The following is a 26,646-nucleotide window of genomic DNA, read 5'->3' as shown; positions in this document are numbered from 1 at the left end:
ATGGCCAAGTTTTTTATCGAGCGCCCGATCTTTGCGTGGGTGATCGCGCTGTTCATCATCGTGATGGGCAGCGTGGCGATCACCCAGTTGCCGATCTCGCAATACCCGCCGGTGGCGCCGCCCGCCATCGTCGTTACCGCCGCCTACCCTGGTGCTTCCGCCCAGACGCTGGAGGACAGCGTGCTGTCCGTCATCGAGCGGGAAATGAACGGCTCGCCGGGCCTGATCTACATGGAATCGGTCGCGCAAGCTGACGGCACCGGCACCATCACGATCACCTTCCAGACCGGCACCAACCCCGACCTGGCGCAGGTGGACGTGCAGAACCGCCTGTCGCGCGCCTCGCCGCGCCTGCCCGCGGCGGTGACGCAGCAGGGCGTGCGCGTGGACAAGTCGCGCAGCAACTTCCTGCTGTTCACGATGCTGTCTTCGGACAACCCGGCCATCGACACCATCGCGCTGGGCGACTACGCCGCGCGCAACGTGGTGCCTGAACTGCAGCGCGTGCCCGGCATCGGCCAGGCGCAGCTCTTCGGCTCCGAGCGCGCGATGCGCGTGTGGATCGACCCGGCCCGACTGCACGGCTACAACCTCTCGACCGGCGACGTGAACGCGGCCATCCGCGCGCAGAACGCGCAGGTGTCCTCGGGCTCGATCGGCGACCTGCCCAACATCACCGGCCAGAGCATCGCGGCCACGGTGGTGGTCAACGGGCAGCTGTCCAATGTGGAGCAGTTCGGCAACATCGTGTTGCGCGCGAACACCGACGGTTCGTCGGTGCGGCTCAAGGACGTGGCGCGCATCGAACTGGGCGGCCAGGCCTACTCGACGTCGGCGCGCCTGAACGGCCAGCCTGCCGTCGGCATCGGCGTTCAGCTCGCACCGAGCGGCAACGCACTGGCTTCGGCCAAGGCCATCCGCGACAAGATGACGGAGCTGGCCAAGTTCTTCCCCGAAGGCGTGAAGTGGACCATTCCGTACGACAGCTCGCGCTTCGTCAGCATCTCGATCACCGAAGTGGTCAAGACGCTGCTGGAAGCCGTGGCGCTGGTGTTCGTGGTGATGTTCCTTTTCCTGCAGAACTGGCGCTACACGATCATCCCGACCATCGTGGTGCCGATCGCGCTGCTGGGCACCTTTGCGGTGTTGCTGGCGCTGGGCTTCTCGATCAACGTGCTGACCATGTTCGGCATGGTGCTGGTGATCGGCATCGTGGTGGACGACGCCATCGTGGTGGTGGAGAACGTCGAGCGCATCATGGCGGAGGAACACCTGCCGCCGCTCGAAGCCACGCGCAAGGCGATGAAGCAGATCTCCGGCGCCATCATCGGCGTGACGGTGGTGCTCATTTCGGTGTTCGTGCCGCTGGCCTTCTTTGCGGGCTCGACCGGCAACATCTACCGGCAGTTCTCGGCGGTGATGGTGGCATCGATTGCCTTCTCGGCCTTCATGGCGCTGTCGCTCACGCCGGCGCTGTGCGCCACGCTGCTCAAGCCCGTGGACCCCGAGCATCACGAAAAGCGCGGCTTTTTCGGCTGGTTCAACCGCAGCTTCGCGCGCACCGCCAAGGGCTATGAAGGCTGGGTTGCGCGCATGCTCAAGCGGGCGGCGCGCTACCTGATCATCTACGTGGCCATCATTGGCGCGGTGGTGTTCGTGTTCCGCAGCCTGCCGACCTCGTTCCTGCCGCAGGAAGACCAGGGCAACATCATCGTCAACGTACAGCTGCCGCCGGGTGCGACGCAGGAACGCACCGTCACGGTGATGAAGCAGGTGGAAGACTTCATCCTGAAGCAGCCCGAAGTGCAGAGCATGGTGGGCGTGATGGGCTTCAGCTTTTCGGGCCAGGGGCAGAACGCGGGCCTGGCCTTCGTGACGCTGAAGGACTGGAAGGAACGCCACGACCCGCAGCATTCGGCAGAGGCGCTCGCTGGCCGGGCCTTCGGCGCGCTGCTGGGTGTGCGCGATGCGTTCATCTACCCGCTGTCGCCGCCGCCCATTCCCGAACTGGGCACGGCCAGCGGCTTCACCTTCCGCCTGCAAGACCGCGGCGGCGCAGGCCACGACGCGCTCATGAACGCACGCAACCAGTTGCTGGGCATGGCGAGCCAGAGCAAGCTGCTGACGCAGGTTCGACCCGACGGGCTTGAAGACGCGCCGCAGCTTCAGATCGACATCGACCGCGACAAGGCGAATGCGCTGGGCGTGAGCTTCGAGTCGATCAACACGGCGCTGTCGACCGCGCTGGGTTCGAGCTACATCAACGACTTCCCGAACCGCGGCCGCTTGCAGCGCGTGGTGGTGCAGGCCGACGCGCCGGCGCGGATGCAGCCGGAAGATCTGCTCAAGCTCAACGCGAGCAATGCGCAGGGCCAGCCGGTGCCGCTCTCGACCTTCGCGACGACGCGCTGGATCACGGGTGCGCAGCAGACGGTGCGCTACAACGGCTATCCGGCCGTGCGCATCTCGGGCTCGGCCGCACCGGGCTACAGCTCGGGCGCGGCGATGGCCGAGATGGAAAAGCTCGCGGCGCAACTGCCGGCCGGCTTCGGCTACGAATGGACCGGCCAGTCGCGCGAAGAAAAGCTCGCGGGCGCGCAGGCCATCATCCTGTACGGCTTCTCGATCCTGGCGGTGTTCCTGTGCCTGGCCGCGCTGTATGAGAGCTGGACCATTCCGCTGTCGGTGATCCTGGTGGTGCCGCTCGGCGTGCTGGGCGTGTTGCTGGCGACGCTGCTGCGGTCTTACTCGAACGACGTGTACTTCCAGGTGGGGCTGATCACCATCATCGGCTTGTCGGCGAAGAACGCGATCCTGATCATCGAGTTCGCGAAGGACTTGCAGGCGTCCGGCAAGGGCGTGGTCGAGTCGGCGCTGGCCGCGGCGCACTTGCGGTTCCGGCCCATCGTGATGACCTCGCTGGCCTTCGGGCTGGGTGTGTTGCCGCTGGTGCTGGCCACGGGCGCGGGCTCGGCGAGCCAACGCGCCATCGGCACGGGCGTGCTGGGCGGCATGGTGACCGGTACGACGCTTGCGGTGTTTTTTGTTCCGGTGTTCTTCGTGGTCGTGCGTTCGCTGTTCAAGGGCAGCAAGCGCCAGCACGAGGCGGATCTGCGTCACGCGCAGGCTGCCGGTATCGAGACTGTTGAAGAAGGTCGCAGCTGAGATGAAGACGCGCGCAATCAAAACCCTGGCGGCGGCTGCCGCGGCGCTGGTCCTTGCCGGCTGCTCGCTCGCGCCGACCTACGAGCGCCCAGTGGCGCCGGTGCCGCAGTTCTTTCCGGACAACCCGGCGCAGATCGTCGGCCAGCCACTGACGGCTGACATCGCCTGGCAGGACTACTTCACCGACCCGCGACTGACGGGCCTGATCCAGACGGCGCTGGCGAACAACCGCGACCTGCGCGTGTCGGTGCTCAACATCGAGCAGGCGCGCGCGCAGTTCCGCATCACGCGGTCGGCGCAGTTTCCGGCCGTCAACCTCAACGCCAACGGTTCGCGTTCGAGCCCCAATCCGTACCAGGCGCTGGGCCTGGGCGGCAGCGTGCTGGAGCAGTATTCCGTCAACCTGGGCGTCACCGCGTGGGAGCTGGACTTCTTCGGCCGCATCGCGAGCCTGAAGGATGCGGCGCTGGCGCAATACCTGGCCAGCGAAGAGTCGCGCAAGGCGGTGCAGGTCAGCCTGATCGGCGCGGTCGCGACGGGGTGGCTCACTGTCATCGCCGACGACGAACAGACCGAGATCACGCGCCAGACCCTCGCCACGCGCGAAGAAGGCCTGCGCCTGAGCCACATGCGCTTTGACAGCGGCGTGATCTCTGAAATCGACCTGCGGCTGGCCGAATCGCTCACCGAGGGCGCCCGCGCCACGCTGGCGCAGCAACTGCGCAACCGTGCGCAGGACGAAAACGCGCTCGCGCTGCTGCTCGGCGCGCCGGTGCCGCCCGACTCCGTCAAGGGCGGCATCGGTGCACTCGATGCCGTGGGGGCGATGGCGGACGTGCCGGCAGGTCTGCCGGCCGACCTGCTCAACCAGCGCCCGGACATCCGCGCGGCAGAACAGCAGCTCATCGCGGCCAATGCCAACATTGGTGCGGCGCGGGCAAACTTCTTCCCGCGCATCACGCTCACGGCGTCGATCGGCACGGCGAGCAACGAGCTGTCGAACCTGTTCGACAGCGGCACCAAGGCCTGGTCTTTTGCGCCCTCGCTGGTGCTGCCGATCTTCGATGCCGGCCGCAACCAGGCGACTCTCGACTCGGTCACGGCCGGGCGCGACATCGCCGTGGCGCAGTACGAAAGGTCGATCCAGTCGGCGTTTCGCGAGGTGGCGGACGCCTTGGCCGGCCGTGCGACGCTGGGTGAGCAGTTGCGTGCGTTGCGGGCGCAAGCCAACGCGGAAGAGGTGCGATTCAAGCTGTCTTTGCTGCGCTATCGCAACGGCGTGGCCAACGCGCTGGACCTGCAGGACGCGCAACGCTCGCTCTTCGCGGCGCAACTGGCGGCCACGCAAACCCGCCTGGCCCAGCTGCAAAACCAGGTGGTGCTCTACAAGACGCTGGGCGGTGGCTGGGCGAGCCGCTGATTTTCTTGTGCGATGGGGGGCGGGTTGCGCGCCGGAGGCGCAAATACCCTCTCCTATAATCTCCGGTTGATTTCAGGTCCCCCCGAAGAAGCCCCCGATAACTGAGGACTCCATGAGCGACGCGCAGCACCAGGAAACAGAAGACGCCCACACCGGGCCCATCAAGAACCCAAAGCAATTGCTGCTGGCGGTATTTTTCTCTTTTGTCGTCCCCATCCTGATCATCTTCGGGCTCGTCGCATTCGTGGTCTCGGCCTACCAGCCGTCGGGCGCGGCAACGGGGGACAGCATGAGCCTTTACGGCGTCTCGCAAGAAGCGCGCGACCGTGAAATGGCCGAGCGCCTCAAGCGCGTCGGCACGATCGAAATCCGTGACGCCAATCGTCCGCTCACCGCTGGCGACGCCGTGTTCAAGGCGCAATGCGCCACCTGCCACAACCCGCCCGGCATCCCCGGCGCCCCGCACCTCGGCGATGCCGCCGCGTGGGGTCCGCGTATCGGACAAGGCTATGACACCTTGCTGCAGCACGCGCTGAAGGGTCACAACGCCATGCCTCCGCAAGGCGGCGGTGATTTCGACGACCTGGAAATCGGTCGCGCGGTGGTCTACATGGCGAATGCGGCGGGGGGCAAGTTCCCGGTGCCTGAACGTCCGGGTGCGGCGCCTGCTGCGGATGCGGCAGCGCCTGCGGCTGCTGCCCCTGCTGCTGCGGCGGCGCCAGCTGCGGCTGCGGCCCCGCAGAGCGCGAGCAAGTAACTACCAGCAAGAGAGGGCGCGAAGGCGTCTTCTCCCCGAAAATCGCCGGCCGCCAGTGCCGGCTTTTTTTTGCCCGCTCAGCTTGCGGCGTGACCCGACGAATGCAGGGCCGCCGGGCTGGCAACGAAGTCAAAGCGCTTCGGCAAGTCATCGGCGCGGACGCTTTCCGGCGTCCACCGCCCCTGCTCGATGGCGTCTGCCGCAGACGCCACATCCAGCGTGTGCACCAGGCCGACGCCCAGTTGCGTGACGAGGTACACGCGACCTGACTCATCCACCAGGCAGGCCGAAGGCTCGACCACCGCCCCGGTGTGCGCGTTGACGCTGAAGTCTTCGGCAATGCGCCAGATCCACGGCGTGGATTCGAGCTCTACATACACGCGCTGCGGCCCGTTCTGGAAGAACCATTGCCCTTGGGCGTCGTGCTCGTAGTTTCGGTGGATGAAGTCGATCAGCTTCTCGTGCTGCAGCATCGAGCCCCTGGCCACGGCAAAGGACCCCGCAGCCTGCGTGGGATCGTCGCGCAGGTACCAGTTGCCGCGCGCATCGAGGCCGAGCCAGCCGTAGCAGTGCGGCACGTTGGGCCATTTGGCAAGTGCCTGCTTGACGATGTCATCCATAGAAGCATTGTGCGCGCCCCGGCGCTTCAGAGGTGCTGCGCCAGCCACCCACCGACGCGTTCCGGCATTTCACGCACGTGGCCGGGCGGCGCGCCGCGCGGAAAGCCGACATGGCCGCCGTGCGCGGGTTGCCAGAGCGTGACGTGACGGCCGACCTCACCGGGCCGCGGAAGGCTCGCGGCTGGCACGAAGGGGTCGTTCAAGGCGTTGACCACGAGCGCGGGAATCTGGATGTCGCCCAGTTGCGGCTTGGCAGAGCCGCGGCGCCAGTAGTCTTCCGTATCGCGAAAACCGTGCAACGGCGCGGTGAAGATGTTGTCGAAGGTGTAGAGGTCGCGCGAAGCCAGCAGCGCCCCGCGGTCGAACAGGCCCGGGTGCTGCTCGAGCTTCTTCAGCGCTTTGGGCTTCATGCTCTGAAGGAACATGCGCGTGTAGACCAGCCGGTTGAATCCCTTGCCGATGGCTGCGCCACCCGCCGCCAGATCGAGCGGTGCACACACCGAGGCGACCGCGCTGGCGATGCGCGACGCTTCGCTGCCCGCTTCCTCCGCCCAGCGCATCAAGGCGTTGCCGCCGAGCGAGACGCCCACCACCAGCATGGGGCCGCCACCGGCCGCATCGCGGCGCGTGCGCATCTGCGACAGGATCCAGCCGATTTCCTCGAAATCGCCCGAGTGGTAGGCGCGCGGCGCCAGGTTCAACTCGCCGCTGCAGCCCCGGAAGTGGGGCACCGCGAAGTCCATGCCGCGCGATGCGGCGAAGTCGGCAAAGGCCTCGGCATAGTGGCTGCGCGACGAGCCTTCGAGGCCGTGGAACAGCACCAGCACCGGCTTGCGCTGCGCACCGGGCGCATCGAGAAAATCGACGTCGATGAAATCACCGTCGGGCGTGTTCCAGCGTTCACGCCGGTATTGGGGCACGGGGCCTTCGCGCCGCCGCGAATAGAGCGCCGGCCAAATGGTCTGCAGGTTGCCGCCTGGCAACCAGTGCGGTGCAACGTAATCCATCTTCAATCTGCTCAGTGCAGGACTTGCGGCACGACGTGGCCGTCGTCGGGTTCCTGTACGGTGCCGGGGCTGGCGTGGTGCGCCACCATGCGCCAACCCTGGGCCGTCTTGTGATACACGTTGGTCGCCAGCACGAAGGCGTGCTTGGGGCCTTCGGCCGTGAGGACTTCGATGCGCTCGAGCACGTTGTGCACGGAGCTGCCCAGCGCCTCGATCTTGCGCACGCGCGCGGGCGTGGCGTGGATCACGCCGTTGCCGAACATCTGCTCGAAGGCCGCGCGAATGGCGCCGGTGCCCACCAGGCGCGGACCGCCGGGGTGCACGCAAAACACGTCGTCGTCGTCGCCCCAGCAAGCCATCAGGGCCTCGATGTCGCCCTGCTGGAGGGCTTCGTAGAACGCGGCCTCCACGTCATCGGCAGTACCGCCGGAAGCGGCGGCGTGAAGTCGGGTCTTGGGCATGGGCTGATTTTGCCTGACTGTGGACGCTTGTCCCCGGCGTCACTTTCATGCGCCCAGCCAGCCACGAACGACCCGATCCAATTCGCCCTGCGCCGCCTGCCACACCACTTCCGGCGCCGCGACGTGAACGCCGGGCGGGGCCAGCCGCAGCGCCACGTCGACGAATTCGGCGACCTTGCTGGCGCGCACGGGCTGCTCGCTGCTGGGAACCATGTAGCGGGAAATCGACAGCATCCACGCCGCGAGGCGCTCCGCGGGATTGGCGAAGCGGGCCGCGGCTGGCTTGCGGGCTGAACGCACGAACAGCAGCCGATCGAAGCCCAGCGCCGCGACCGCGTGTTCGTCCATGCTCGCCAAGCCTCGCTTGAGTGCCTCGGGCATGCGGCCTTGTTCATGTGGCTGCACGATGGCCAGCGTGCGCACGCCGCAGGCGTGCAACCATTGCGCCAGCGCAGGAAGCTCTTCGGGTTGCGGTGTCCACAGCGCGCGCTCGCGGTCGTGGTACAGCCGCGGCGGATCGAAGCTCACCAGCGCCACGTCGGCCTGCACGCGCGGCCAGCCGTGCATGGGGCCTTGCACCAGCAAGGTCTCGACGCCGCGCAGCCCATCCTTGACGGGCTCACGCGCCAGCACGCGGGTGTGGGCATGGCGGTGCGTGCCGGCAAGGCGCCGCACCAACTCGTTGCCCAGTGCACCGGTGGCCCCGGCGATCAGAAGTGTGCCGAGCGCAGCGGGTCGCTGCACTGGACGATGCGCAGCCTGCAAAGCCTGAAGAGGGTCGATCGCCATGGGGTTCTATGCTACCGTCCGCCCTTCTTTCGCTCGGAGGAACACGAACATGAAACGCTGGCTCTTGACCCTGATGCTGGCCCTGTCTTTGACGGGCTGCGGCTACAACGAATTCCAGAGCCTGGACGAGGCGAGCAAATCGGCATGGAGCGAGGTGTTGAACCAGTACCAGCGGCGTGCCGACCTCGTGCCCAACATCGTGGCCACGGTCAAGGGCCAGGCGAACTTCGAGCAGGAGACGCTCACCAAGGTGATCGAGGCGCGCGCCAAGGCCACGTCCATCCAGGTGACGCCCGAGACGCTGAACAACCCCGAGGCATTCAACAAATTCCAGCAGGCACAGGGCGAGTTGTCGGGTGCGTTGTCGCGCCTGATGGTGGTCGCGGAAAAGTATCCCGAACTGCAGGCCAACCAGGCCTTTCGCGACCTGCGCGTGACGCTGGAAGGCACCGAGAACCGCATCACCGTGGCACGCAACCGCTACATCAAGACCGTGCAGGACTACAACGTGCTGTCGCGCAGCTTTCCGACCAACCTGACGGCCATGATCTTCAAGTACCCGCCGAAGCCCAACTTCAGCGTGCAGAACGAAGCGCAGATCTCCACGCCGCCCACCGTTGATTTCGGCGCACCGAAGAAGCCGTAGCGGCGCGCGCGGCAACATGGCCCTGGCTCGCATCCGGCATGCGCTCGCGGCCATCGTGCAGATGGCCGCGCTGCTTGCGCTGGCGCTCGGCCTGGGGTTGGCACAGGCGCAAGACCTGCTGCCGGTGCCGCCGCTCACCGGCCATGTGATCGACCAGACCAACACGCTCGACATCCAGCAACGGCAGGCGCTTGAAAACAAGCTGGCCGGGCTGGAGATGATGAAGGGCTCGCAGCTCGTGGTGCTGATGGTCAAGACCACGCAACCCGAGGACATCGCGAGCTACGCCAATCGCGTGGCCAACGCCTGGAAGATCGGCCGCAAGGACGTGGGCGACGGCGTGGTCGTCATCGTGGCCAAGGACGACCGCAAGATGCGCATCGAGGTCGCCAAGACGCTGGAAGGCGCCATTCCCGACATCGCGGCCGGACGCATCATCGACACCGCGATGAAGCCGCGCTTTCAGCAGAACGACTTTGCGGGTGGCCTGAACGCCGCGGCAGACCAGCTCATCGCGCGCATCACCGGCGAGGCGTTGCCCGAGGTGGAGCGCGACAAGGGCGGCGGCCGCCAGGCTGCGGATGAGGGATTCGACTGGACCACGCTCGGCATCTTCATGTTCTTCGGTGTGCTGGTGGTGGGCCGCATCGCGCGCGGGATCTTTGGCAACAAGCTCGGGCCTGTGGTGACGGGCGCGGGCGCGGGGCTGATCGCCTTCGTGGTGACGACGAGCGTGGTGCTGGCGGTCGTGGCGGCCGTCGTGGCCTTGCTGTTCACCGTGTTGTCGAGCGCGTTTGGCGGGGGGCCGTCGCTGGGTCGCCGCGGCGGTGGATTGGGGGGTGCCCTCGGCGGTGGATTGGGCGGTCTCGGCGGCTTGGGCGGTGGTCGTGGCGGCGGTGGGTTTGGTGGAGGCTTTGGCGGTGGGGGCGGCGGTGGCTTCAGTTCCGGCGGCGGTGGTGACTTCGGTGGCGGCGGCGCCTCCGGGGACTGGTAGGTGACGCCATGACCACGCTTTGGGCCAAGCTCGGGCGCGTCTGGCGGCATCGCTGGATCGATGAGGTGCAGGTGAAGCGCGCGCTGCCCGCGGACCTGCTCGAACGACTCACGCGGCGGGTGAGCGCCAGCGAGCGGCGTCACACCGGCGAGATCCGCATCTGCGTGGAGGCGGGCATGCCCTCCTCCTACCTGTGGCGCGACGCCAGGCCGCGCGAACGTGCCATCGCGATGTTCGGCAAGCTCCGCGTGTGGGACACCGAAGACAACAACGGCGTGCTCATCTACCTGCTGCTGGCCGAGCATGCCATCGAGATCGTGGCCGACCGCGGCATCGACTCGAAGGTGAGCGACGCGCAATGGGCCGCCATGGCGCAACGCATGAGCGCGGCCTTTCGCGAAGGGCGCTTCGAAGACGGATTGACGCAAGCGCTCGAAGAAGTGTCCGCGTTGCTGGTCGAGCACTTTCCGCTGGTGGAAGGCAAGTCGGACAGCAACGAGTTGCCCGACGCGCCGGTCGTCATCTGAATCAGTCGGGACGCGGCGGCAAGGCCCACACCGCATCGCCACCCACGCCGTAGAAGCGCCGCCCCGGCGCCGCCTGCACATGCCAGCCTCCCGTGAACTCGCCGAAGGCGGGCAGGATCGCCTGCTGGCCTTCGTGCACGAAGCACGGCAGGCGAACACTGTCGCGCCCCTTGCCATGCAGTGAGCACGCCGGGTGCATGTGACCGGCCAGCACGAAGTGCGTGGGATGCTGCTGGGGGTGATGGCAACACGCAAAGGGGCCCATGAGATGCGGCTCATCGACGATCGCGATGCGCAACGATGCCGGTGGATCGCCTGCGCGGCTGTCGTGGTTGCCGCGCACGAGCGTGAAAGCCATCGCGGCATGGCGGGCGCGCCACGCATCGAGCGCTGCGAGCAAGCTCGGCGTGCGGGCTTGCGCGGCATGCAGGAAGTCGCCGAGAAAGACCACCGCCTCGGCACCTTGACCCAGGATCAGGCCGTCGAGCCGCGCCAGGTTTTCGAGCGTCGTGCCGCCGGGCACCGGCTGGCCCAGCGCGCGAAAGGTCGCGGCCTTGCCAAGATGCAGATCGGCGATGAACAGCGTGCGCGCAGCCGGCCACCAGAGGGCGCGCTGGGGCAGCAGATGCAGGCGCTCGCCCGCCCAATCCACTTCGCAGACGGGGGCGCGTGAAGACGTCGTCGTGGACACGATGGCAGTCTACTTTCAAGCCAACGTTCAGTTCTGCGCACCGAATGTCAGCGCCGCCCTCACCTGACTCACATCGCCGACGGCCACGCTGCCACCGGCCGCTTTCTCCAGTTGCGCCACCATGCGCGCGATGCGGTCGGCCACGCTTTCGTTGGACAGCTTCTCGCGGAAGAGCTCGACCATGAGCGGAAAGGAAAAAGGCGTCGGCCGCGCGATGGGCTGGATGACCAGTTCTTGCGTGTTCATGCGCGCAAGGCTCGCGCGCAGGCGTCCGATTTCCAGTTCCTGCGCGAGCAGTTCCTGTTCGGCCTGCGCGAGCAGACGATTTGCCGGGTCGTACTTCCGGAACACTTCGTAGAACAGCGAGGACGACGCCTGCAATTGCTTGTTGCTGCGCTTCTCGCCCGGATAGCCCTGGAAGATGAGGCCCGACACACGCGCGATCTCCCGAAAGCGCCGGCGTGTGAGTTCGCTGGCGTTGAGGCTGGCGAGCACTTCGTGCAACAGGGCCACGCGCTCGCCCTCTTGCGCATCGGCACCGGCCATCGCCGCTTGCGCTTCGCTGTCGTGCCCGGCCTTCAGCACCCTGGGCAGAAGCTCTGACCAGTCCACGTCGATGGCGCTGAGCAGTTCGAATCCATAGTCGTTGAAGGCAATCGAGAAGGTGCGCGGTTCATGCTGCGCGATACGCCACGCGAGCAGGTTCGCGATGCCCAGATGCACGGGACGGCCGGCAAAGGGATAGACGAAGAGGTGCGAGCCTTCGCGCGTCTTGAGCACTTCGGCCAGCAGCTTTTGCGGGGTCGGCAATGCCGACCATTGCTGCTGGATTTCAAGCAGCGGGCGCACGCATTGCAGTTCGGGCGTGTCGTAGCGCCCCTGGGCGGCGAGCGCAAACTGCTGCACGACGGCATCGGCCAGCGTGCTGGTGAAGGGCATGCGTCCGCCACCCCAACGCGGCACCGCCGGCCGCTTGCCGCTCGCGCGTCGAACCCACGCCGTCATGTCGTGGATGCGCACCAGTTCCAGCAGGCGTCCGCCGAACAGGAAGCAGTCGCCCGGCTTGAGCCGCGCGACGAAGCTTTCTTCCACGCTGCCGATGCGCGAGCCGCTCACGTATTGCACCGACATGCTCGCGTCGCTCACGATGGTGCCGATGTTCATGCGATGGCGCCGCGCCAGCCGCGCGTCCGGCACGCGCCAGACACCCTCCGCATCGGGCACGGCACGCCGGTAGTCCGGATAGGCCGCCAGCGAAGGCCCACCCTGCGTCACGAAGGACAGGCACCATTGCCATGTCTCGCGCGCCAAGTCCGCATAAGCGGTGGTGGTGCGCACTTCGTCGTACAGATCGTCGGGCACGAAGCCGCCGCCCAGCGCGATGGTGACCAGGTGCTGCACCAGCACATCGAGCGGCTCGTGGGGCGACTGCCGCGCCTCGATCCGCCCGGCCGCGATGGCAGCACGGGCGGCTGCGCCTTCGACGATCTCGATGCTGTGCGTGGGCACCAGCGTGATGCGCGAGGGCCGTCCCGGCGCGTGGCCCGAACGACCCGCGCGCTGGAGCAGGCGCGCGATGCCCTTGGCCGAGCCGATCTGCAGCACGCGCTCCACGGGCAAGAAGTCCACGCCCAGGTCCAGGCTCGACGTGCACACGACCGCGCGCAACGTGCCGTTCTTGAGCGCCAGTTCGACCCATTCACGCACTTCGCGATCGAGCGAGCCGTGGTGCAGCGCGATCTCGCCGGCCCAATCGGGGCGCGCCTGCAACATGGCCTGGTACCAGATCTCGGCCTGCGAGCGCGTGTTGGTGAAGACGAGCGTGGTCGTGCTCGCCGCGATTTCGTCGATGACCTGCGGCAGCATCGTGAGCCCCAGATGGCCGCCCCACGGGAAGCGTTCCGCGCGGCCGGGCAGGAGCGAATCGACGATGAGCGCCTTGGGCACTTCTCCTTGCACCAGCGTGCCTTCGTCGTGGCCGAGCAGCGCGCGCATGGCCTCGTTCAGATTGCCGAGCGTGGCCGACATGCCCCACACGATGAGATCGGGGTTCCAGCGCTTGAGCCTCGCGAGCGCCAACTGGATCTGCACACCGCGCTTGTTGCCCAGCAGTTCGTGCCATTCGTCCACGACGACCATGCGCACCTTGCCCAGTACGTCCTTCGCATCGGCGCGCGCGAGCATCAGCGAGAGGCTTTCGGGCGTGGTCACGAGTGCAGTGGGAAGGCGCTTTGATTGCGCGCTGCGCTCGGCCGCGCTGGTGTCGCCGCTGCGTGCACCTGCGCTCCATGTGGGCGAGAGGTCTTCCAGGGGTTGCTGCAAGGCGCGCAGTGTGTCGGCGGCGAGTGCGCGCATGGGGGTGAGCCAGAGGACGGTGAGTGCGGGTGCGGTGTCTTTTTCTGTGGCGTTGGATGGGCGTCTGCTTCTCTCGGTCTGGGTGAATGCCAGGAGTGCGCCAAGCCAGACCGCATAAGTCTTGCCGGCGCCTGTGGTGGCATGGAGCAATCCCGATCGGCCTAACGAGATGGATTTCCAAACCTCGCGCTGAAACTTGAAGGGCTTCCAGCCGCGCTTGGCAAACCACTCGACAAGATCCCGCCGCTGAACGGTGTTGCTCCTTCCCCTTTCGGGGGAAGGTTGGGATGGGGGCACCGCGACGCTAGACACGCCCAGTGCCCCCACCCCCACCCTCCCCCGGAAGGGGAGGGAGCAGGGCAGCCAGCGTATCGAGGGTATCCGCCTCTTCCACCGGCTTGTCCTCGCGCCAGCGCAGCATGCGCGGAAAGCGCACGGCGATGCCGCTCTTGTGGCGTGTGCTGCGCGCAATGCCTTCGAAGCCGAGTTCAAACACCATGGTCGGCTGCACACTGCGCACCGGCCCGAAGCTCTCGATCGTGGTCTTGCGGATCAACGCATCGACACGCGCCATCTCCGCATCCGTCAATCCGGAATAGGCCTTGGCGAATGGCACCAGCTTGCGCTCGGGCGTGCCAGGCGCAGCGTCCCACACCGCGAACGTGTAGTCGCTGTAAAGGCTCGCACGGCGCCCGTGTCCGCGCTGCGCGTAGATGAGCACCGCGTCGACGCTGAGCGGATCGATCTTCCACTTCCACCACACGCCCACATCCTTGGTGCGGCCCACGCCGTAGTGCGCGTCGCGGCGCTTGAGCATGAAACCTTCCACGCCCATCGCGCGTGCGGCTTCGCGCTGGCGCGCCAGGTCGGCCCAATCCTCACCGGCGAGCATGAGGCTGGCGATGAGTGCAGGGTGTTGAAGCTGCGTCACCACGTCGTCGAGCAGCACGCGCCGTTCGTGCTGCGGCGTGGCGCGCAGGTCGCGCCCTTCCCATTCGAGGATGTCGTAGACAAGGAGCACCACGGGAATCTCGCGCAATAGCTTGGCGCCAATGGTCTTGCGGCCGATGCGCTTTTGCAAGTCCGCGAAGGGTTGCACCCGGTCGTCGCGCCACACCACGATCTCGCCATCGAGCACGGTGCCGTCGGGCAGCGCATCGCCCATCTGCGCCAACTCCGGAAAGCGCTCGGTCACCAGTTCTTCGCCGCGCGACCACAGCCAGGCTTGCCCACCGCGCTTCACCAGTTGCGCGCGGATGCCGTCCCACTTCCATTCGACAATCCAGTCGCGGGGCGCGCCCAGCGTGGCGTTGAAGGACTCCAGCGGCAGGTTGAAGGGATGCGCCAAGAAGAACGGGTACGGTTGGCCACCGGTGCCGATTTCATGAACGCCTTCGGTCGGCGGCACGATGAGCGCGTGATAGGCCTCGATGGAGGGCAAGGCACTGATGTGCGTATACCCCATCAATCGCTGCGCAATGCGCTTGGCATCGACACCGCTCACGGCCGCCAGCGCCTGCGTCACCTGCAGCTTCGACACGCCCACGCGAAAGGCACCGGTGATGAGCTTGAAGTACACGAGCCGCTCATCGGGTGCAAGTTGGCGCCACTGCGCACGCAGCCGGTCCGCGAGTTCGGTGGGCGGTACCTTGCGCAGCGGCAGCAGGTGTTGCTCGACCCAGTGGGCAAGCCCGAGGTCATGCGCGTCCGTGGGCGGCGGCAGGAGCAGTGCGATGGTCTCCGCCAGGTCGCCGACGGCTTCGTAGCTTTCGTCGAAGAGCCATTCGGGCAGGCCCGCGGCTTCCTGGGCCAATAGGCGCAGCAGCTTCACCGGCACGATCTGGCGCGGCTTGCCGCCGGCGAGGAAGTAGACCGCCCATGCGGCGTCTTGGGGCGGCGCGTCTTTCAGGTATCGCTGCAAGGCTGCCTGCTTGGCGAGGCTGGACGTGGTCGCGTCCAGCATGCGGTAGAGCGCGGCGAAGTCCTTCATCAGGCGGTCGCTGATTCGGCCGGTGGCGGATCGTCGTCCTGCGCGCCGTATTCCGTCTTGAAGCCTTGCGCATCTAGGCCGTTTTCGGTGAGCCAGCGAACGAGCACCGCGACGCTGCCATGGGTGACGAACACGCGCTGCGCGCCCGTGCCCGAGATGGCGCTGAGCAAGCCCGGCCAGTCCGCATGGTCGGACATGACGAAGCCGCGATCGACACCGCGGCGCCGACGTGCACCACGCAGTTGCATCCAGCCGCTGGCGAAGGCGTCGGAGTAGTTGCCGAATCGGCGCATCCACGGCGTGCCGTGGGCTGAGGGCGGCGCGAGCACCAGTGCGCGGCGCAACAGGGCGGCGTCGACACCGTTGTCGGTCACGCGCAGCGTCGGTGGCAGTGCCACGCCGGCTTCGCGATACACCGCGTTGAGTGGCTCGACCGCACCGTGCACGACGATCGGCCCGATGCCGGGGTCCACGCCGTGCAGGATGCGCTGGGCCTTGCCGAAGGCATAGCACAGCAGCACCGAGGCGCGCCCTTCTTCCGCGTTCTGCCGCCACCAGTCGTTGATCTCGGAGAACAGCACCGGCTGCGTGGGCCAGCGGTAGATCGGCAGGCCAAAGGTCGATTCGGTGATGAAGACATCGCACGGCACAGGCTCGAAGGGCGTGCAGGTGCCGTCGGCCTCGGTCTTGTAGTCGCCCGACGCGACCCACACGCGGCCGTCGTGCTCCAGTCGGACTTGCGAAGAGCCGAGCACGTGGCCTGCCGGGTGCAATGAGATCTTCACGCCCTTGTGTTCGGTGACTTCACCGTAGGGCTGGGTTTGCAATGGGATGTCGGCGGCGAGGCGGGCGCGAAGGATGCCGGCGCTGTCATCGTGCGCGAGGTAGTGGGCGTGGCCGATGCGCGCGTGGTCGGAATGGGCGTGGGTGATGACGGAGCGTTCGACCGGGCGCCAGGCGTCGATGAAGAAATCGCCCGGCGGGCAGTACAGGCCCTCCGGCCTCGCGACCACCAGATCGTCGGGGCGCGAGGCGTAGCTGACGGGGGACGGGAGGGCGGCCATGAAGGGTCATCCTAGGCCAGCCTTGGGATCCGTGCCCGGCCGCGCCGCCGCGTGGGGCTGTCGGCTCGCGCCTACTTCTGCTTCTGCTTCTGCTTCTGCTTCTGCTTCTGCTTCTGCTTCTGCTTCTGCTTCTGCGTCACCTTCACACAGGGTTCGCTGTTGATGTGCGCGGGCCAGGCCTGCGAATCAATCCTCGCGAGGGCGCGCCTGCGCTTATGTCAGTCCTGGAAGCGCGTCCACTTGGCATCGCTGGAAGACGATGCGACGGTGCGCTCGATGAAGCGCACACCGCGCGCGCCGTCTTCAACACGCGGGTAGTCAGCCGCCAGCGGATCGGCTTCGACGCCGTCGATGCGGGCGCGGATGTCCGCCATCACACCGCCGTACACATTCGCAAAGGCCTCGATGAAACCTTCAGGATGCCCGGCCGGAATGCGGCTCGCGCGCTGCGCCGAGGGATGCAGCCAGGGCGAACCGCGCGTGAGGATGCGCTTGGGCCCGTCATGCGGCAGGTGCACGAGCTGGCTCGGTTGCTCCTGGCGCCATTCGAGCGTGCCGAGCGTGCCCGACGCGCGCAGGCGCAGGTCGTTCTCCAGTCCGGTGTTGATCTGCGAGGCGATCAGCACGCCGCGTGCGCCGCCCTTGAAGCGCAAGAGCAGGCTGCCGTCGTCGTCGAGCGCGCGGCCCGGCACGAGGCTGCTGAGGTCGGCGCACAGGCTCTCGATGTCGAGGCCCGTCACCGTCGCCACGAGATTCTCGGCGTGCGAGCCGATGTCGCCGATTGCGCCGGCTGCGCCGCTGCGCGCGGGGTCGGTGCGCCAGTCGGCCTGCTTGTTGCCGCTGCCTTCGAGGTGCGTCGAAAGCCAGCCCTGGTTGTATTCGACGACGACCTTGCGGATCTCGCCGAGTTCACCGGCAGCGACCATGGCGCGGGCTTGCCGCACCATCGGGTAGCCGGTGTAGTTGTAGGTGACGCCGAAGACGGTGCCACGCTTTTGCACGGCGGCCACGAGCGCATCGGCTTGGGCCGAGGTGTGAACGAGCGGCTTGTCGCACACGACGTGGAAGCCGGCGTCGACGAAGGCCTGCGCCACGGGGTGGTGCACGTGGTTGGGTGTGACGATCGAGACGAAGTCGATGCGCTGGTCGGCCGGGCGTTTCAGCTCGTTGGCGAGCAATGATTGCCAGTCGCCATGGTTGCGGTCGTCGGCCAGGAAGAGATCACGGCCCGAGGCGCGTGCCTTGTCGGGCGTGGAGGACAGCGCGCCGGCCACCAGTTCGGCTTGGCCGTCCAGCGCGATGGCATGGCGGTGCACGGCGCCGATGAAGGCATCGCGCCCGCCGCCGACCATGGCGTAGCGCAGCTTGCGCCGGGAAGTTGAAGTGCTCATGGAGTGGCCCATTGGTTTATTCCCTCTCCCTCCGGGAAAGGGTCAGGGTGAGGGCACGGGCGTATCCATCGCCCCACGTTTTCAAAGGTCCGGAGCCCTCACCCCAGCCCTCTCCCGGAGGGAGAGGGAGTAATGTCCGAAGAATCCTCAGAACGGGCTGTCCGGGTGGTAGAAGTCCTTGGCGTTGTCCTTCGTGATCAGCACCGACGGGATGATCGTCGTTGCTGGCAGCTTCTCGCCCTTCAAACGCGCTTCCGCCGTCAGCTTGATCGCGTCGTAGATGAACTTGGGCGAGTAGCTCACGTCGGCGGTGATGCGCTTGTCCTTGCCGTCCATGATCGTCTTGACCATGCCCTTGGCACCGGCGCCACCGAAGATGATCTTGATGTCGTCGCGCTTGGCCTGCTCGATGGCCTTAAGCACGCCCACGGCCATGTCGTCGTCAGCGGCCCAGATCGCGTCGATGTTCTTGAAGCGGGTCAGGTAGTCCTGCGTGACCTTGAAGGCGTCGTCGCGGTTCCAGTTGGCGTACTTGGCGTCGAGCAGCTTCACGTCGGGGCTGCCCTTGAGGACTGCGTTGAAGGCGTCCATGCGCTCGTTGTCCAGCGTGGTCGCGATGCCGCGCAGCGCGACGACGTTGCCCTTGCCGCCCAGTTGCTTGACGATGTATTCGGCCGGGATCTTGCCGAAGGCCGTGTTGTCGCCAGCGACGTAAGCGTCTTGCGCGCTGGTGTCGGTCAGGCCGCGGTCGACCACGGTCACGTAGGCGCCCTTGGCTTTCACTTGTGCGACCGGCTTGGTCAGCGCGGCCGATTCAAACGGGAACACGACGAGTGCGTTGATCTTGGTGACCGTCGACAAGTCTTGCAGCTGGTTCGCCTGCTCGGGCGCATTGGCTGCTGTCTTGATCGTGATCTTCAGGTCCTTGTGCTGCTTTTCCAGGTCCTTCTTCGCCTGGTTGGCCCAGTAGTTGATGCCACCCATGAAGGAGTGCGTAGCAGCGGGAATCGACACGCCAAGGTTGACCTTTTCCTGGGCCAGTGCGGGCACGCTGGCCAGCGCTGCGGCCGCCACGGCCGTGAGTGCGATTCGACGAGTGAAAGTTGTCATTGCGAGATGTCTCCTATGGGTGGATGAAAACGACGGGAACGAAACACTGAACTGATTCCTTCGTGAAACGCCGCGGAACCGGCTTTGCCGGGCCGCTGGCGTTGCCCCCGGCAGGGGGTTGGAGGAGCGACACGAAGTGCGCGGAGCCTGGGGGCGAGTCATCTCCTTCCACGCTGCAAGAACGCGACGATGATGATCACGAAACCCTGCACCGCTGCGTTGAGGTACACGCTGATGATGCTGGTGAGGTTCAGGATGTTGCTGATGACCGAGAGCAGGATTGCGCCGATCACCGTGCCAGTGATGCTGCCCGCGCCGCCCTTCAATGCGGTGCCGCCGACGATCACGGCGGCGATGGCTTCGAGCTCCCACAGCAGGCCCGTCGTGGGCGATGCGGAGCCGAGGCGCGGCACGTACAGCAAGGTCGCAATGCCGACGCACACGCCGAGCAGCACGTAAGTCAGGATCTTCACGCGGTCGACGTCGACGGCCGCATAGCGCGCGACCTGTTCATTGGAGCCGATCGCCTGCACGTAGCGTCCATACGCGGTGCGATTCAGGATCAGCCCGCCGATCACCGCGACGATCACGAACACCCACACCGGAATCGGGATGCCCGCGAGGCTCGCGTAGTACACCGGCGCGTACAGGTCCGACAAGTCGTTGTCGAGCGTGAGCGCGCCACCGTCCGCGAAGTACGTGAGGTACGCGCGGAAGATCCCCAGCGTGCCCAGCGTCACGATGAAGGGCTCGATGCGCCCCTTGGTGATGAGCAACCCGTGCGCCAACCCGAACATCGCGCCCAGCACGACGGCGAGCCCCGCCCCCAGCACCACCGCCATCAACGGCGAGCCCGTCGCCGGCCCGGCCCAGTTGATGAACATGATCACGCTGCCCGCGATGAGCGCCGCCATCGAGCCCACCGACAAGTCGATGCCACCCGAGATGATCACGAAGCACATGCCCACCGCGATGATGCCGATGAAGGCCGTGCGCGTGAGCACGTTCATCACGTTGTCGGGCGTGGCGAAATCGCTGTTGAGCGCCGTGCCGGCGATGCACAGCAGCACCAGGCCGATGACCGGCCCGATGCCGCGCAGATGCTCGGTCCAGCGGGGCTTGGCTTCGGCGCGGTGCGCCGCGCCTTCGGATTCTTGTTGGGTTGCCATACGTCCCGTGCCTCAGTCTGCAGAAAGTGGCCAACGCAAGCCGGCAAGCGAAGCGGTGCCCGTTCGCGGAACACCGCGGAACCGGCTTCGCCGGGCCGCTGGTGTTGCCCCCTGAAGGGGGGAGGAGGCTACACGAAGTGAGCAAGCAACGGGGGTGGGCCTAGTGCGTTCCGGTGGCATGAGCGATGAGCTCCTCTTCTGTCAAATGCGTCGCATCGAGCGTTGCAACGATCCGTCCTGCACGCATCACCGCGACGCGGTGGCACAGGCCAATCAGTTCCATCAACTCCGACGAGACGACGATCACGGCGAGGCCTTCGCGGGCCAGTCGCTGGATCAAAAAATAGATGTCGCGCTTGGCGCCCACGTCGACGCCGCGCGTGGGCTCGTCGAGCACCACGATCTTCGGCTTGGGCTGCAGCACCTTGGCCAGCGCCAGTTTTTGCTGGTTGCCGCCCGAGAGCGACGAGGCCTTCACGTCGAGCGAGCCGGTGCGGATGCCGTAGTCCTTCACCGCCTCGCCCAGCGCGGCGCGCTCGGCGTCGGGCTTGAGCCACGGTTGCGCGTAGCGCTCCAGCGCCATCAGCGTGAGGTTCTCGCGCAGGCCGAAGTTGACGTGCAGGCCCTTGCCCTTGCGGTCTTCGCTCAGGTAGGTGAAGCCGTGCTTCGCCGCATCGCGCGGATTGCGCAGGTGCACGCGCTCGCCCAGCATCTCGACGTCGCCGCTGGCCGGCCGCAGACCCATCAGCCCCTCGAACAACTCGGTGCGCCCTGCGCCCACCAGCCCGGCAAAGCCGAGGATCTCGCCGGGATGCACTTCGAAGCTCGCATCTTGCGCCCAGCCGGGAACATTGAAATTGCGGACCTGCATCGCCGACGCACCGCCCGACACGACGGGGTCGCGCGGCGGATACAGGTCGGACAGTTCGCGGCCCACCATCAGGTTCGCCATCTGGTGGCGCGTGAGTTCGGAGGTCGGCGCGCGCGTCACGAAGCGGCCGTCGCGCATCACGATCACGTCGTCGGTGATGCGCTCCACCTCGTCGAGCTTGTGCGAGATGTAGACGATGGTCACGCCGTCTTCGCGCAGTTGCGCAATGAGCTTGAACAGGCGCTCGGTCTCGCCGGGCGTGAGCGTCGCGGTGGGCTCGTCCATGATCAGCAAGCGCGCGTGGCGTGCGATGGCCTTGGCAATTTCCACCAACTGCTTCTCGGCGACGATGAGGCGGCGCACCTTGGTGCGCGGATCGACTTGAAGGCCGACCTGGGCCAACGCGGCGGCCGATTCGCGCTCCATTGCCGTGTCGTCCAGCCAAAGGCCTTTTTTCTTCTCGTGGCCCAGGAAGATGTTCTGCGCCACGCTCAAGTCTTCCGCCAGGTTGAACTCCTGGTGGATCAGCACGATGCCCAGCGCCTCGGCCGCACGCGAGTTCGCGAAGTGTTGCGCCTCGCCATTGACGCGCACGCTGCCGGCGGTGGCTTGCTCGTAGCCCGCGAGGATCTTCATCATCGTGGACTTGCCCGCGCCGTTCTCGCCGAGCAGGCCGTATACGCGGCCCGGCTCCAGCGAGAAGCTCACGCCATGGAGCACCTCGACGGGGCCGAAGGATTTGTAGACGTCGACGAACTCGACCGCCACCTGCTTTTTGGTCATGGCGCAACTCCCCGGACCTTGAGCGTTTCATGCAGCGCCAGCACGCCAGCCCCGATGACCCCGCCCTGCGTGCCCAGTGGCGTGTACTGGATCTCCAGGTGCCGCGTCGACAGCGCCAGCGAGCGCTGGTAGACGCTCTGGCGCACCGCAGCAAGAAAGAGCGGCCCGATGCGCGTGATGCCGCCGCCGATGAACACGTGCGACGGATTGAAGAAATTGACGACCGACGCGAGCATCTGCCCGATGAGGTTGCCGGCGCGCTGGATGATGCCGTTGGCCGCAGCGTCGCCGGCACGGCTCGCCTCGCCGACGTCCATGGCGTCGATGCGGCCCTTGCGGCGCAGGCATTCGGCCAGCGCCGCGCTCTCGCCCGCATTGGCGGCTTCCACGGCCATGCGCGTGATGGCCGGACCCGCCGCCATCGCCTCGACGCAGCCCAGGTTGCCGCAATGGCAGCGCGGGCCTTCCTGGTCGACGCAGATGTGGCCCACGTCGCCGGCCGAGCCTGCAGCGCCGCGGTACACCTCCCCGTGGCACACTATGCCGCAGCCGATGCCCGTGCCCACCTTGATGACGAGGAAGTTGCTGAGCGAGCGGCGCAAGCGCCACAGTTCACCCAGCGCCATGAGGTTCACGTCGTTGTCGACGAACACCGGCGCGGCGTATTCCTCGCGCAGGTAGTCGCGGATCGAGAAGCTGTCCCATGCCGGCATGAGCGGTGGATTGACGAGTTGCCCGATCGCGAAGTTGACGGGACCGGGAACGCCGATGCCAATGCCCATCACGTCGCGGGCCGCGAAGCCGCCTTGCGCCAGCAGTTCGCGCATGAGCACCCGCACGCGCGCCAGCACCACGCCGGGGCCCTGGCGCACGTCGGCCGGTTCGCCGTGCTGTGCGATCACGCTCAGGTCCGGCTTGAGAACGGCCACGTCGAGGCTCGTGGCGCCAATGTCGACGCCAACGAGGACGCCGAGGGCTTCATGGAGCTGGAGATTTTCCGGACGGCGACCGCCGGAGGAAGCCTGCAATCCCGACTCGGCGAGCAATCCCTGCTCGACCAAGCCGGCAATCAGCATGTTCGCCTTGCTCTTGGAAAAACCAAGCTGCTGCGCCATGCCATGCCGCGAGCCGCCAGCGGACCAGAAAGTGGTCTCGAGCAACTGCATCTCATCGGCGGTGAGGCGGCCCCAACGGTCCAAGCGCTTGTCTCCGGTCATTCTTGTTGGAAGGCCAAGTTCCGTCGGAACCTGGCGGCCACGAATACTAGAGACAGTCCTTCAGCCAAACAAGACTCAACTATGGTTATTTTCAAGCCGAAGTTGATTTGGGATCAGGCAATGTCCGTCGGGTGTGCGAAGACATGGGTGACACCTGTGCGAAGACATGGGTGACACGTGTGCGAGGACATGGGTGACACTTTTCCCGTCTTCCCGGAAGAAGAGCGCGATGCCATGGAGAAGCGAAAGAGAAAAAGAAAAGCCGCCCGGAGGCGGCTTTGTTCGGTGCGCTGAATTCAGCTCACTTGCTCTGGCGGTACTTGCGCAGTGCCGCGAGCTGGGCGGCCATCACGACGAGTTCCGACTGTGCCAGGGCCATGTCGATGTCGCTCTTCGCGGTCTTCAGGGCTTCCTCGGCTGCGGCCTTGGCGCTGTTCGCCTTTTCCTCATCGAGGTCCTTGCCGCGGATCGCGGTGTCGGACAGCACGGTGACGGTGTTCGGCTGCACTTCGAGAATGCCGCCAGCGACGAACACGAACTCTTCGCCGCCATCGGCCGTCTCGATGCGCACCGCGCCGGGGCGGATGCGCGTGATCAGCGGGGTGTGGCGCGGATAAATGCCGAGTTCGCCGGCTTCACCGGGCAGCGCGACGAACTTGGCCTCGCCCGAGAAGATCGATTCTTCCGCGCTGACCACGTCCACATGAATGGTGTTTGCCATTTTTTTGTCCTTTGCCTCTTTGGAAGAAGGGTGCGGAAAGCAAGTAGCCGGGATGGCCGGTTAGGCGCCGCGCGGAGCCGTACACCAGTACGGCGAGCACGGTAACGACACCGGACGCCCGGATACGCCGCTTTACGCGACCTTCTTCGCCTTTTCGAAGGCTTCGTCGATGCCACCGACCATGTAGAACGCTTGTTCCGGCAGGTGGTCGGCTTCGCCGTTCACGATCATCTTGAAGCCGCGGATGGTTTCGGCCAGCGGCACGTACTTGCCAGGCGAGCCGGTGAACACTTCAGCGACGTGGAAGGGCTGCGACAGGAAGCGCTGGATCTTGCGGGCGCGGGCCACGGCCAGCTTGTCTTCCGGTGCCAGTTCGTCCATGCCCAGAATCGCGATGATGTCGCGCAGTTCCTTGTAGCGCTGCAGCGTGCCCTGCACGGCGCGGGCCACGTTGTAGTGCTCTTCGCCGACCACGTTCGGGTCGAGCTGGCGCGAGGTCGAGTCGAGCGGGTCCACAGCGGGGTAGATACCCAGCGAAGCGATGTCACGCGACAACACAACCGTCGAGTCCAAGTGGGCGAAGGTCGTGGCAGGCGACGGGTCGGTCAAGTCGTCGGCAGGCACGTACACGGCCTGGATCGAGGTGATCGAGCCGACCTTGGTCGAGGTGATGCGCTCTTGCAGGCGGCCCATTTCTTCGGCCAGCGTCGGCTGGTAGCCCACGGCGGAAGGCATACGACCCAGCAGGGCGGACACTTCGGTACCGGCCAGCGTGTAGCGGTAGATGTTGTCCACGAAGAACAGAACGTCACGGCCTTCGTCGCGGAAGGACTCGGCGATGGTCAGGCCGGTCAGCGCCACGCGCAGACGGTTGCCCGGGGGTTCGTTCATCTGGCCGTAGACCATGGCCACCTTCGACTCGGCCAGGTTCTCCAGGTTCACGACGCCGGAATCGGCCATCTCGTGATAGAAGTCGTTGCCTTCACGGGTACGTTCACCCACACCGGCGAACACCGACAGACCCGAGTGAGCCTTGGCGATGTTGTTGATGAGTTCCATCATGTTCACGGTCTTGCCGACGCCGGCGCCACCGAACAGGCCCACCTTGCCGCCCTTGGCGAACGGGCACACCAGGTCGATCACCTTGATGCCGGTTTCGAGCAGGTCTTGCGACGGCGAGAGCTCGTCATAGGCCGGCGCCTTGCGGTGGATCGATGCGGTCAGTGTCTGGTCGACCGGGCCGCGTTCGTCGATGGGCGCGCCGAGCACGTCCATGATGCGGCCGAGGGTGGCCTTGCCCACGGGCACGGTGATGGGGGCCTGCGTGTTGGTCACGATCAGGCCGCGGCGCAAGCCATCGGACGAACCGAGCGCAATGGTACGCACCACGCCGTCGCCGAGCTGCTGCTGCACTTCGAGCGTGAGCGCGCTGCCTGCGAACTTCAGGGCGTCATAGATCTTCGGCATCTGGTCGCGCGGAAACTCCACGTCGACCACCGCGCCGATACATTGAACAATCTTGCCTTGCACTTCAGCCATTTTTCGATTCCTTCAAGATCTCAAACTTGCACTGGCTTTCGCCAAACCGTGTTCCAGGGCCCACCGGGCACTCGACTACTTCAAACTTCTCAAAACTCTTCTTGCAGAAGCGCCCGGACCCTGTTGTCAGACGCTTTTGCAAGAACGCCGGCATGACCGGCATTCCCGCTTCTTCAGGCCGGCGACCCCTTACGGTGCCTTCGGCGCACTGGCCGCCGCGGCCGGCGCCGATGCAGCAGGCGCTGCGGCGGGTGCCGATGCAGCTGCCGCGGGTGCCGCCGCCGGTGCGCTTGCCTCTGCGGGCTTCGCTGCCGGTGCTTCTTCCTTCTTCGAACAAGCCGTGATGGCGGCGGCCATCACGATCAATGCCAGAACCTTCTTCATTTTTTATCCATCCCTGTACTGCAGGCCTGTGTTGACGCGCCTTCAGCAAACTGCCTTCGTCGCGACCGCAATGCGGCCCCCCATTGCAAGTTCGATTTAGACGCCCGCGGCGGCCGCGGCACCCGACACGATTTCCGACAGTTCCTTCGTGATGCCCGCCTGGCGGGTCTTGTTGTAGACCAGCTTCAGCTCGTTGATCACGTTGCCTGCGTTGTCGGTCGCGGCCTTCATGGCCACCATCCGGGCAGAGTGCTCGGACGCCATGTTCTCGGCAACGCCCTGGTACACCAGCGACTCGACATAGCGCACCAGCAGTTCGTCGATCACGCTTTGAGCATCCGGCTCATAGATGTAATCCCACGAATGCTTGCCCGGCTCGGTTTGAAGCGACTCGCTGGCCAGCGGCAACAGCTGCTCGACGAGCGGCTCCTGCTTGATGGTGTTGATGAACTTCGTGTAGCACAGGTACACCGCCGAGAGCTTGCCCTCGGCGTAGGCGTCGAGCAGCGTCTTGACCGGACCGATCAGCTTGTCGAGGTGCGGCGTGTCGCCCAGGTGGGTGACATGCGACACCACGCGGGCGCCGATGCGGTTCAGGAAGCCCAGGCCCTTGTTACCGATCGCGACCGACTCGATGGTCTTGCCGGCCGCTTGCGCCTCGCGCAGCTTGGCGGTCACGGCGCGCAGCAGGTTGGTGTTCAACCCGCCGCACAAGCCCTTGTCGCTGGTCACGACGATGAAGCCCACGGCCTTGGCGTCGTTCACTTTCATGAACGCATGCGTGTACTCGGGGTTCGCCTTCGCGAGGTTGGCCGCGATGTTGCGGATCTTTTCGCTGTAGGGGCGAGCGGCGCGCATGCGTTCCTGCGCCTTGCGCATCTTGGAAACCGAGACCATTTCCATGGCCTTGGTGATCTTCTTGGTGTTCTCCACCGATTTGATCTTGCCGCGGATTTCCTTACCAGCTGCCATAGA

General features: G+C 66.1%; 23 protein-coding genes. 6 read left to right on the top strand and 17 right to left on the bottom strand.

The window, feature by feature from the left end; translation table 11 throughout:
* The 3 genes from QTI66_RS26115 to QTI66_RS26105 all read left to right on the top strand — a co-directional run bounded on the left by QTI66_RS26115 (position 1) and on the right by QTI66_RS26105 (position 5,342).
* On the top strand, positions 1–3,165 hold the full coding sequence (locus QTI66_RS26115) for an efflux RND transporter permease subunit (protein ID WP_286563025.1): 3,165 nt from the start codon (positions 1–3) through the stop codon (positions 3,163–3,165).
* Position 3,166: 1 nt separating this feature from the next.
* On the top strand, positions 3,167–4,585 hold the full coding sequence (locus QTI66_RS26110) for an efflux transporter outer membrane subunit (RefSeq protein ID WP_286563024.1): 1,419 nt from the start codon (positions 3,167–3,169) through the stop codon (positions 4,583–4,585).
* 112 nt (positions 4,586–4,697) lie between these two features.
* Positions 4,698–5,342 carry a c-type cytochrome gene (locus QTI66_RS26105; RefSeq protein WP_286563022.1) on the top strand — a complete coding sequence of 215 codons (645 nt, stop codon included), beginning with the start codon at positions 4,698–4,700 and terminating at the stop codon, positions 5,340–5,342.
* 77 nt (positions 5,343–5,419) lie between these two features.
* On the opposite strand, the gene QTI66_RS26100 is transcribed toward QTI66_RS26105, so the two are convergent.
* From QTI66_RS26100 to QTI66_RS26085, 4 genes are read right to left on the bottom strand one after another with little or no spacing between them, the layout of a single operon-like run.
* Positions 5,420–5,962: a DUF2946 family protein gene (locus QTI66_RS26100; protein ID WP_286563021.1), complete on the bottom strand. Its 543-nt coding sequence runs from the start codon at positions 5,960–5,962 to the stop codon at positions 5,420–5,422.
* Positions 5,963–5,988: 26 nt separating this feature from the next.
* Entirely contained in the window at positions 5,989–6,969 is a 981-nt protein-coding gene (locus QTI66_RS26095) for a YheT family hydrolase (protein ID WP_286563020.1), read from the bottom strand.
* A gap of 11 nt (positions 6,970–6,980) precedes the next feature.
* Positions 6,981–7,430, bottom strand: a complete 450-nt coding sequence (locus tag QTI66_RS26090) for a YybH family protein (protein ID WP_286563018.1) — start codon at positions 7,428–7,430, stop codon at positions 6,981–6,983.
* A gap of 45 nt (positions 7,431–7,475) precedes the next feature.
* Positions 7,476–8,219 (bottom strand): hypothetical protein, encoded by a 744-nt coding sequence (locus QTI66_RS26085; protein WP_286563017.1) that lies wholly within the window; start codon positions 8,217–8,219, stop codon positions 7,476–7,478.
* Positions 8,220–8,268: 49 nt separating this feature from the next.
* Here QTI66_RS26085 and QTI66_RS26080 point away from each other — a divergent pair, with 49 nt between their 5' ends.
* From QTI66_RS26080 to QTI66_RS26070, 3 genes are read left to right on the top strand one after another with little or no spacing between them, the layout of a single operon-like run.
* Positions 8,269–8,865, top strand: a complete 597-nt coding sequence (locus QTI66_RS26080) for a LemA family protein (protein ID WP_286563016.1) — start codon at positions 8,269–8,271, stop codon at positions 8,863–8,865.
* A 16-nt stretch (positions 8,866–8,881) separates the two neighbouring features.
* Positions 8,882–9,859, top strand: a complete 978-nt coding sequence (locus tag QTI66_RS26075) for a TPM domain-containing protein (RefSeq protein ID WP_286563013.1) — start codon at positions 8,882–8,884, stop codon at positions 9,857–9,859.
* 8 nt (positions 9,860–9,867) lie between these two features.
* Positions 9,868–10,386: a TPM domain-containing protein gene (locus QTI66_RS26070; protein WP_286563011.1), complete on the top strand. Its 519-nt coding sequence runs from the start codon at positions 9,868–9,870 to the stop codon at positions 10,384–10,386.
* A gap of 1 nt (position 10,387) precedes the next feature.
* Here QTI66_RS26070 and pdeM read toward each other — a convergent pair whose 3' ends face one another.
* From pdeM to atpG, 13 genes are all read right to left on the bottom strand, one after another.
* Positions 10,388–11,077 carry a ligase-associated DNA damage response endonuclease PdeM gene (gene pdeM / locus QTI66_RS26065; RefSeq protein ID WP_286563010.1) on the bottom strand — a complete coding sequence of 230 codons (690 nt, stop codon included), beginning with the start codon at positions 11,075–11,077 and terminating at the stop codon, positions 10,388–10,390.
* Positions 11,078–11,104: 27 nt separating this feature from the next.
* A complete protein-coding gene (locus QTI66_RS26060; protein WP_444815050.1) occupies positions 11,105–13,765 on the bottom strand; it encodes a ligase-associated DNA damage response DEXH box helicase in 2,661 nt (886 codons plus the stop codon).
* Complete coding sequence (locus QTI66_RS26055) at positions 13,737–15,422, bottom strand: ATP-dependent DNA ligase (RefSeq protein ID WP_286563008.1); 1,686 nt, start codon at positions 15,420–15,422, stop codon at positions 13,737–13,739. The genes QTI66_RS26060 and QTI66_RS26055 overlap by 29 nt, the downstream gene beginning before the upstream one ends.
* Positions 15,422–16,486, bottom strand: coding sequence for a ligase-associated DNA damage response exonuclease (locus QTI66_RS26050; RefSeq protein WP_286563007.1), 1,065 nt, complete (start codon positions 16,484–16,486; stop codon positions 15,422–15,424). The genes QTI66_RS26055 and QTI66_RS26050 overlap by 1 nt, the downstream gene beginning before the upstream one ends.
* A gap of 218 nt (positions 16,487–16,704) precedes the next feature.
* Positions 16,705–17,877 carry a Gfo/Idh/MocA family protein gene (locus QTI66_RS26045; RefSeq protein ID WP_286563006.1) on the bottom strand — a complete coding sequence of 391 codons (1,173 nt, stop codon included), beginning with the start codon at positions 17,875–17,877 and terminating at the stop codon, positions 16,705–16,707.
* Between the two features lie 147 nt (positions 17,878–18,024).
* Entirely contained in the window at positions 18,025–18,987 is a 963-nt protein-coding gene (locus QTI66_RS26040) for a substrate-binding domain-containing protein (RefSeq protein WP_286563005.1), read from the bottom strand.
* Between the two features lie 158 nt (positions 18,988–19,145).
* Positions 19,146–20,156 (bottom strand): ABC transporter permease, encoded by a 1,011-nt coding sequence (locus tag QTI66_RS26035; RefSeq protein ID WP_286563004.1) that lies wholly within the window; start codon positions 20,154–20,156, stop codon positions 19,146–19,148.
* Between the two features lie 160 nt (positions 20,157–20,316).
* Entirely contained in the window at positions 20,317–21,810 is a 1,494-nt protein-coding gene (locus tag QTI66_RS26030) for a sugar ABC transporter ATP-binding protein (protein WP_286563003.1), read from the bottom strand.
* Positions 21,807–22,976 carry an ROK family protein gene (locus tag QTI66_RS26025; protein WP_286563212.1) on the bottom strand — a complete coding sequence of 390 codons (1,170 nt, stop codon included), beginning with the start codon at positions 22,974–22,976 and terminating at the stop codon, positions 21,807–21,809. Before QTI66_RS26025 ends, QTI66_RS26030 begins: the two co-directional genes overlap by 4 nt.
* Positions 22,977–23,328: 352 nt before the next feature.
* A complete protein-coding gene (locus QTI66_RS26020; RefSeq protein WP_286563002.1) occupies positions 23,329–23,748 on the bottom strand; it encodes a F0F1 ATP synthase subunit epsilon in 420 nt (139 codons plus the stop codon).
* A 132-nt stretch (positions 23,749–23,880) separates the two neighbouring features.
* A complete protein-coding gene (atpD, locus tag QTI66_RS26015; protein WP_286563001.1) occupies positions 23,881–25,287 on the bottom strand; it encodes a F0F1 ATP synthase subunit beta in 1,407 nt (468 codons plus the stop codon).
* Positions 25,280–25,720: a hypothetical protein gene (locus tag QTI66_RS26010; RefSeq protein ID WP_286563000.1), complete on the bottom strand. Its 441-nt coding sequence runs from the start codon at positions 25,718–25,720 to the stop codon at positions 25,280–25,282. The genes atpD and QTI66_RS26010 overlap by 8 nt, the downstream gene beginning before the upstream one ends.
* A gap of 47 nt (positions 25,721–25,767) precedes the next feature.
* Positions 25,768–26,643 carry a F0F1 ATP synthase subunit gamma gene (atpG, locus tag QTI66_RS26005; protein ID WP_286562999.1) on the bottom strand — a complete coding sequence of 292 codons (876 nt, stop codon included), beginning with the start codon at positions 26,641–26,643 and terminating at the stop codon, positions 25,768–25,770.
* Positions 26,644–26,646 lie beyond the last annotated feature (3 nt).

Source organism: Variovorax brevis, assembly GCF_030317105.1.
GTDB lineage: Bacteria > Pseudomonadota > Gammaproteobacteria > Burkholderiales > Burkholderiaceae_C > Variovorax > Variovorax brevis.
Note: the sequence above shows the minus strand (reverse complement) of the source record. Positions and strands in the feature narration are given on the sequence as shown.